At 50.8% G+C, this 7,176-nt stretch carries 3 protein-coding genes; 1 reads left to right on the top strand and 2 read right to left on the bottom strand.

Annotated elements, in window-relative coordinates; all coding sequences use genetic code 11:
• Positions 1-840 precede the first annotated feature (840 nt).
• Together FJM74_RS06865 and FJM74_RS06860 are read right to left on the bottom strand one after the other, a co-directional pair.
• Positions 841-1,431, bottom strand: coding sequence for a hypothetical protein (locus tag FJM74_RS06865; protein WP_187261828.1), 591 nt, complete (start codon positions 1,429-1,431; stop codon positions 841-843).
• 355 nt (positions 1,432-1,786) lie between these two features.
• Positions 1,787-3,001: an S-adenosylmethionine:tRNA ribosyltransferase-isomerase gene (locus FJM74_RS06860; RefSeq protein ID WP_187261827.1), complete on the bottom strand. Its 1,215-nt coding sequence runs from the start codon at positions 2,999-3,001 to the stop codon at positions 1,787-1,789.
• Positions 3,002-3,682: 681 nt separating this feature from the next.
• Here FJM74_RS06860 and FJM74_RS06855 point away from each other — a divergent pair.
• On the top strand, positions 3,683-6,946 hold the full coding sequence (locus FJM74_RS06855; RefSeq protein ID WP_187261826.1) for a PQQ-dependent sugar dehydrogenase: 3,264 nt from the start codon (positions 3,683-3,685) through the stop codon (positions 6,944-6,946).
• Positions 6,947-7,176: the final 230 nt, after the last annotated feature.

The raw sequence follows: 7,176 nt of genomic DNA, 5'->3' as shown, positions 1-7,176 counted from the left end.
CGAAAGTATTGTATTGCTAATCCACCTTCTCTCTTTGTCTTACTGGAAGGAGCTTGTGGGCAAGATCCAAAGGCAATGGCCACTGGCTTGGGAGTCTAAGTTAGTACAGCAGCTTTTTTCGGTAACAGCAGCAGGTTTTTGTTTCATGGCCGGTGCCTTTGTTCTTATTGTCCTGATACCATACCCGTCAGGTTAAGAGACGCACTTTTATCCTGTTATTTCAAAAAATGCTATATCGCTGGCCCTTGTTGGGTGTTTTTCACCAACAAGCACTGCGGCGGCTCAATATGTAAAAGCATCAGATAAAGTGTTCGAAGGCCTTTCTCCTTCTTAGCCTGAAGGCTATGGACTTGACACAAAAAGAACAAAAAAAATCAAGACGGTTTTGTTTATCGAGAACCCCTCCCCCCACTCGCTGAACGCTCAAACAAAAAATCGTTACTCTTTGCACCTGGCTAGCTTTATTTGCGCTGTAGCTTTCTGCCGCAATACTTTCAAAAAGGCAGCTACCGCACAAATAAAATTATTCTAATGAAATTGGCCTTCTAAAGGGTTTTTTTGCTGATGCTGCACTACTGCCTTTACAAAATTACCTCTGGTACATAAAAGCTGATACCCTATTTTAATGTAGCCGGAATTCTCGGGCATTTACCTCCTTTATGTTAACCGCCTCCTTTACCACAAGGTGGCCCTCGGGATATCACAGGGGAAATAGGAGTAGCTGTAGCATTAACCTCTTTCTTTACTGGTAGCCAAAGGAAGAGGTTGTCGCTGTAGGTTTACAAAATTAAAAGCCAACATCAACCCACAGATCAACAGATTGCTATTTATAATTGTCAATTACTGTACCAGCAGTTCCAGTATCCTGTGCTGTGCCTCTTCTGCTTGGTCGGCGCCGGGTGATTTGGTAAGGGTGCCCAGGTTAACGGAGAGGAAGACAATGGCGCCATTGTGCGGAAAGTAGTACAAGGCACTGCCTGCACCCAAGCCGGCACCACCGTGGCCGAAGGCAAAGCGGCCGTTAAAAGTGTCGGTTAGCAAACCCAGCCCGCTTTTCTGCTCTCCCTGCTCATTTATATACCACTGCTGCATAGGCTCGCTGGTGAACAGCACGTTGGTAAGTACTGTGAGGCCGGTAATCAGCGACAGCGTCACCACACTGGTAAGCAGTACCTGCACCGACACACGTTTCAGAAAGTTCTCCTCGTATGGCAGGTACTTGTCGAGCCGGAAAATAACCCAATAGCAGGCGTACCAGGTAATAAGCCCCTGCAACGTATAGATGGTGTAGGTGGCCAGAAAGAATAAGTTGAACCTGATAACGGAGTAGGTAAGGTAGTAGTTGATGCTGTTTACCACCAGAATAAAGATGACGCCCCAATAGGGTTCAGCTATAGCCGGGAACCTGGTGCTTCGTTTCTCAGAGGTCATCTGTCAGATTATTTGAATGCTTTTGCCCCTCCGGAGCTTTTTATGTTGCTGATGCAGCTGCTCTTTCCTGAGTATTTCAATTACCTCCTCTCGAGAAGAACTATTTCAGGTTGAGAGAGGCGGCAGGCGGAATGATAAAAGCAAGAAACTTTCGGAAGAGAATAAATAACCTTGCCCTGCTTCTGTCATTACTTCATTTCTCTGTTATGCTGTAGGGTTTTTGCGGGAAGTGAGGTAAAGCAGGAGGTGGTACAACAGCCAACCAATAGCAATGAATACCTGAATTATTCGAATCAAAACGGCCCTCGGTAGCCTTAACCTTCTGCTGCTGCAGCTCCTGATCCGTAAACTATGGCTATTCCCGCATCAGCAGAGAGCTGTCGCCGTAGCTCAGGAAGCGGTAGCCGTTGTCGAGGGCATGCTGGTAAATGGTTCGCCAGTTCTCACCAACCAGCGCCGACACCAGCAGCAATAGCGTGCTTTCGGGCTGATGGAAATTAGTGACAAGACCGGAGCAAATCTTAAAATCGTAGCCGGGCGCAATTAGGATCTGGGTGCTGGCGTGCAGAAATGCTGTCTGCTGTTGGTCCAGGTAGGTCAGGATGGCCTGCAGGGCATCTGTGGCAGTGGGTGGTGTTGCTGTTTCGTACGGGAGCCACTGGTTTATGAGCAGGGCATCTGGTGCCAGTGCCGGGTTCTGCAGCAGGAGCGCTCCCAGCCAGTACAGGCTTTCGAGGCTGCGCATGGAGGTGGTGCCAACCGGAATAATAGGGTTGCCGAGGTGTTGCAGCACCTGCTCCACTACCTGTTTCGATACCATAAGTTGCTCGGCGTGCATGTCGTGGGCGGCCATGGTGTCGGCTTTCACGGGTTTAAAGGTGCCGGCTCCCACGTGCAGTGTGAGGTAGGCGGTGTCGATCTGCTGCTCCTGCACTTGCCGCATAACCCCATCCGTAAAGTGCAAACCTGCCGTGGGGGCGGCTACGGCTCCCTGGTGGTGTGCATAAATGGTCTGGTAGCGGGTGTTGTCGTCGGGGGTGAGGTCGCGGTTCAGGTAGGGGGGCAGCGGCAGGCGGCCGCAACGCTCCAGCACCTCCGCAAAGCTAAGCTCTGCCGGCGACCAGGAGAAACTGATCAGGAAATGCCCTTCCTGCTGTGCCTGCCGTAGTGCCGTAAGCGTGCCTCCTTCAAAATTTAATTTCAGGCTATCGCTCTTCCAGCGTTTGTTGTTTCCTACCAGGCACTTCCAGGTGCAGTCGCCCGTCTGTTGCATGGCCAGCTGCACCTCGCGGTGCGGCAGCACGGGCTCCAGGCAAAAGATCTCTACCAGGCCGCCTGTATCTTTCTGAAACAGCAGCCTTGCCTGCACTACTTTGGTATTGTTAAAAACCAGCAGCGTGTTCTTAGGAAGCAGCTCCGGAATGTCGGTGAACTTATAGTCTGCGATGGTTCCCTGCTGGTAGTGCAGTAGTTTGGACTGGTCGCGCTCCGGCAGCGGAAATTTAGCGATACGCTCCTCTGGCAGCCTGTACACAAAATCTTTAATGGCCAGCTGTTTTGGGTTGATCATGTAATTGTAATGGCGATAGTATGTAGGGGCAAAGGTAAGTACAACCGGCAATATGCTGAAAGATTTTTGGCCAGCCATTTTAAACAGACTGGCGAAAATGAAATAAGTATTAGAATTTAACGATATATTAATGTGATTAATTATAATTTTTAATTATAATTGTACTATCATTGAAAAAAAATACCCACATAAGAAGTAGAGGAGAGTGCAGCAGAAAGAATTTTATCGGCTTTTTGCTGCAGCACAAATAATTGCCCGGGGGCATTTTAATAAGAATAATGGCTCAGGACCGGCAGGGAATCTTCTGAGGGGCGCCGGTGCTCCACCGATTTGATTTTTAGAAAGGTTTAGGGCCTGTGAAGCTGCCAGAGAATAGGGCGACCGGGATTTCTTATTTCTAATTTGGCGAAGCGCGAAGTATTCGCAATCAAGAGCTGTCGGTTTGGAGATGTAAAAGCAGCATCAGGCACAGAAGAGATCTCCGGAGGGCACTTTTGATTAGAATAATCAAGATAATCCTGCCTGCTTTTCCTGCGCTACAATAGCTGCTTTACCAGTAGAAATTATCGGGGCCAAGCACTCAAGCGAGGGCATTTGTAGCACGATGGAACCGGCAGATGTATCAGCACGGACCAGGCCAGGCCTTTCTATCAGAGTATTTTATTTATCCGCACGCTATACATGAAATTATCTTTTCTGGCTGTTGCTGCCCTGCAGCAGCTACTGGTATTTGCTTTATTGATAGGTTGCTTTGCCTGCAGCGTGCAGCACCGGCAGCACAAGATCCTGGTCCTGCTCACTGCCGAGGCTGACGATGATGGCCGTAGCCAGATTTGGCTGCAGGAAATTCAGGAAGCCGCCGCAGCGCAACATGTGTTGATCGATTTTTCTGATGATCCTGGCGTACTTACCGAGCCGAGACTTGCACCTTATAAGGCTGTCGTATTTCTAAATGTGCCGGCAGTTGCCCTGAGCGAGTCGCAGCGGCATAGCTTGGAGAAGTTTGTAGGAACAGGCGGAGGCTTTATCTGTATGCAGGCTGACCTGACCGGCGATGGCACCTGGCCCTGGTATGAGAGGCTGCTCAAGGATGATACACCCGGCCGGATTTTGCCGGTTGCCTTTGGCGGTAAGGAACTAGACGCAACTGCCGGGTTCAGGAACTACGAGCATAATGGCAGCAGAGTGACCTTCATCAATTTAAGTTTGAACCTGATGGGATCTGGGAACTCCGCTTTTCAGGAGCAACTGTCGGCCGTGATCCGCTTTGTGACAGGGGAGGATTGGCAGGAGAAGGGCAAAGCAGAAAATCATTTGCAGGAGCTTAGCCGGTACCACTATAACCTGCTTTTCGATGATCTGAAAGAACCCATGGAACTAAGCATTGCCGATGACGGTACCGTGCTGGTGATAGAGCGGGAAGGAAACTTGTTTCAGTTCGATCCTGTTGCCAACCTTACCAAAAAGATTGCCACGGTGCCTGTAGATGCCACCGAGTCCGGGCACGGCCTGCAGGGGATAACACTCGATCCTGATTTCGCAACAAATAGGCAGCTGTATCTTTTTTATACGCCACCAAAAAGCAAAGGGGCCATGATGCTTGTGTCCCGGTTCACGCTGGCGGCGGGCGGGCTGGATCTGGCCTCAGAGAAAATACTGCTCAAAATTCCGTTAGACATTAACCAGAGCGGCCATTTAGGTGGCTCTCTCGCTTTCGATGCCGAGGGTAACCTTTACATTGCTACCGGCGATAATTCCTATGCGCTTCATTCCGACGGATTTAGCCCGATAGATGAACGCCCGCAACAGCTTTATAACGATGCGCAGCGCTCCTCAGGAAACACCCAGGATCTTAGGGGCAAGATTCTGCGCATAACGCCTCAGCCAAACGGCACCTATACTATTCCGGCCAATAACCTTTTCCGGAAAGATGGTTCGGAGGGCAGGCCGGAAATTTATGTGATGGGCTGCCGGAATCCGTTCCGTATTGCGGTAGACAAGCCCTCAGGAATCCTGTATTGGGGAGAAGTGGGGCCCGATGCCGGAAAAGACAGCACCCGTGGCCCACGCGGGTATGACGAGATTAACCAGGTGCGCAAAGCCTGTAATAACGGTTGGCCCTATTTTATCGGCGATAACTACCCGTACGCTGCCTTCGATTTTGCTACCGGAAAGACAGGCTCTTTCTTCGACCCAGAGGCTCCGGTAAACTACTCTCCTAACAACACCGGCAGCAAGAAAATGCCTCCGGCAGCACCTGCCTTTATTTACTACCCCTATGCGCCCTCCGAAAAGTTTCCTGAGTTGGGCGAGGGAGCCCGGTGTGCGTTGGGAGGCCCGGTGTATCACTACAATGCAAGGTCTACTTCCAAAATAAAATTTCCGGAATATTACGATAAGGTCCTCTTTATTGGAGACTGGTCCCGGAACTGGATCAAGGCGGTTTACATGGATGCAGCTTACAACTATGACCGCATAGAGGCCTTTATGCCAAAAGAAAAGTTCACGAACCCGATCGACATGGACTTTGGCCCTGACGGGGCGCTGTATGTGCTGGAGTTTGGCGACCCCTGGGGCTTTCTGAAGGAGGGTGGCAAACTGGTTCGCATCGAGTATAACATGGGCAACAGGCCCCCTGTGGCAGTGGCCACCGCCAGTGAAACAGTAGGAGCTTTGCCGCTGACGGTTCATTTCTCTAGCAAAGGCTCCTTCGACTATGATAAAGGCGACGCGCTGCAGATACAATGGACACTGAACGGAAAACCAATGGGGGGAAGAGACCCGAATCCGACCTTCACGTTTGAAGAACCGGGGCAGTATTTGGCAGTGCTCACCGTTACCGATGGGAAGGGCATGAGTTCGCAGCGCGCCATAAAACTGAAGCTGGGCAACTCCAGGCCCGAAATCAGCATGGTGTCTGCTTCTAACCAGTCTTTTTACTGGTATAACCAACCCTTTGAGTACCAGGTAAAGGTAGAGGATAAGGAGGACCGGGAAATTGACCTCAGCCGGCTAACAATCAGGCTGGACTACCTGCCGCAAGGCAAAGACATACCCGGTATGGAGATCGAGAGCCAGTTTGCCGACCCTCCAGACGCAGACGCGATTGGCAGGCTAATAAGCAGTAGTGACTGCATGTCGTGTCATACGCTGGATCGAAAAGCGATTGGTCCTGCTTTCCTGGAAATAGCCAGCAAATACAAGGCAGATCAGGCAACAGTAGAAAAACTGGCGGCAAAAGTAATACAGGGAGGGGGCGGTGTATGGGGAAATCATGCCATGAACCCCCATCCACAGCTCACTGAACAAGAGGCATCGGCCATGATCAGCTACATACTTATGCTAGGCAAACCTGCGTCTAAACCCCGCTCGCTGCCACCTGCTGGCAGCCTGGCGTTGGATAAGCATTTTGGAGATGGAGCAGACGGCAAATACTTGTTTACGGCTAGCTATACCGACGGTGGCGGACCTAAAACAGAGCCGCTTACCAGCACGCGCAAATTGATGCTGCGTCATCCGAAGATGGAGGCTACCAGCTTCGACGGCTACATGGGAGTAGCGAAGGTGCCGGCAGGTAAAGGGGATTACTATTTAGGCGATATGGAGGCAGGCGCCTATCTGACATTAAAGGACATCGACCTGCGTGGAGTAGACCGTATTGCCTACCAGCTCTCAGCACTTGGTAGTGAGGGCTATATCGAAATCCGGCTGGGGTCTGCAAAGGGGCAGGTAATTAGCCGCCTGGAGATTAAGCCGACCGGAAACTGGGAGGTATGGAAAACGCAACATGCCGCCATCCTGGACCCGGGTGGAATACACGATCTCTACGTTGTGTTTGGAAACACGGGCAAGCAGAAAGAAAACCTGATGCGTTTGCGATGGATCGAGTTTCAGAAGAAGCCAATGGCAAAATACCTGGTCAGCAAGAGCGGGAATGCCGCCTGAGGGCTTAGGAGTAGTAGAATTGTAGATCGTGGCGCTCTGGCAGAAAGGAGTAGCCGCAGGCATTAGTTCAGCAAGCAGCAGCACCAGCGGCAGCAAAACCTCCGGAGGGCTACTTTCATTAGAATAATTTGTTGGAATCCCTTTCTACAGGTATTTACCAGAACTCCTGGCAGGAGCAGCTGTGGTTTTAATAAACATCAGGCACCGGATGCATTTGCAACAGCTGCACT

The sequence above is a fragment of the Pontibacter beigongshangensis genome, from assembly GCF_014332515.1.
GTDB classification, from domain to species: domain Bacteria; phylum Bacteroidota; class Bacteroidia; order Cytophagales; family Hymenobacteraceae; genus Pontibacter; species Pontibacter beigongshangensis.
This window is presented reverse-complemented; position numbering and strand designations above follow the sequence as displayed.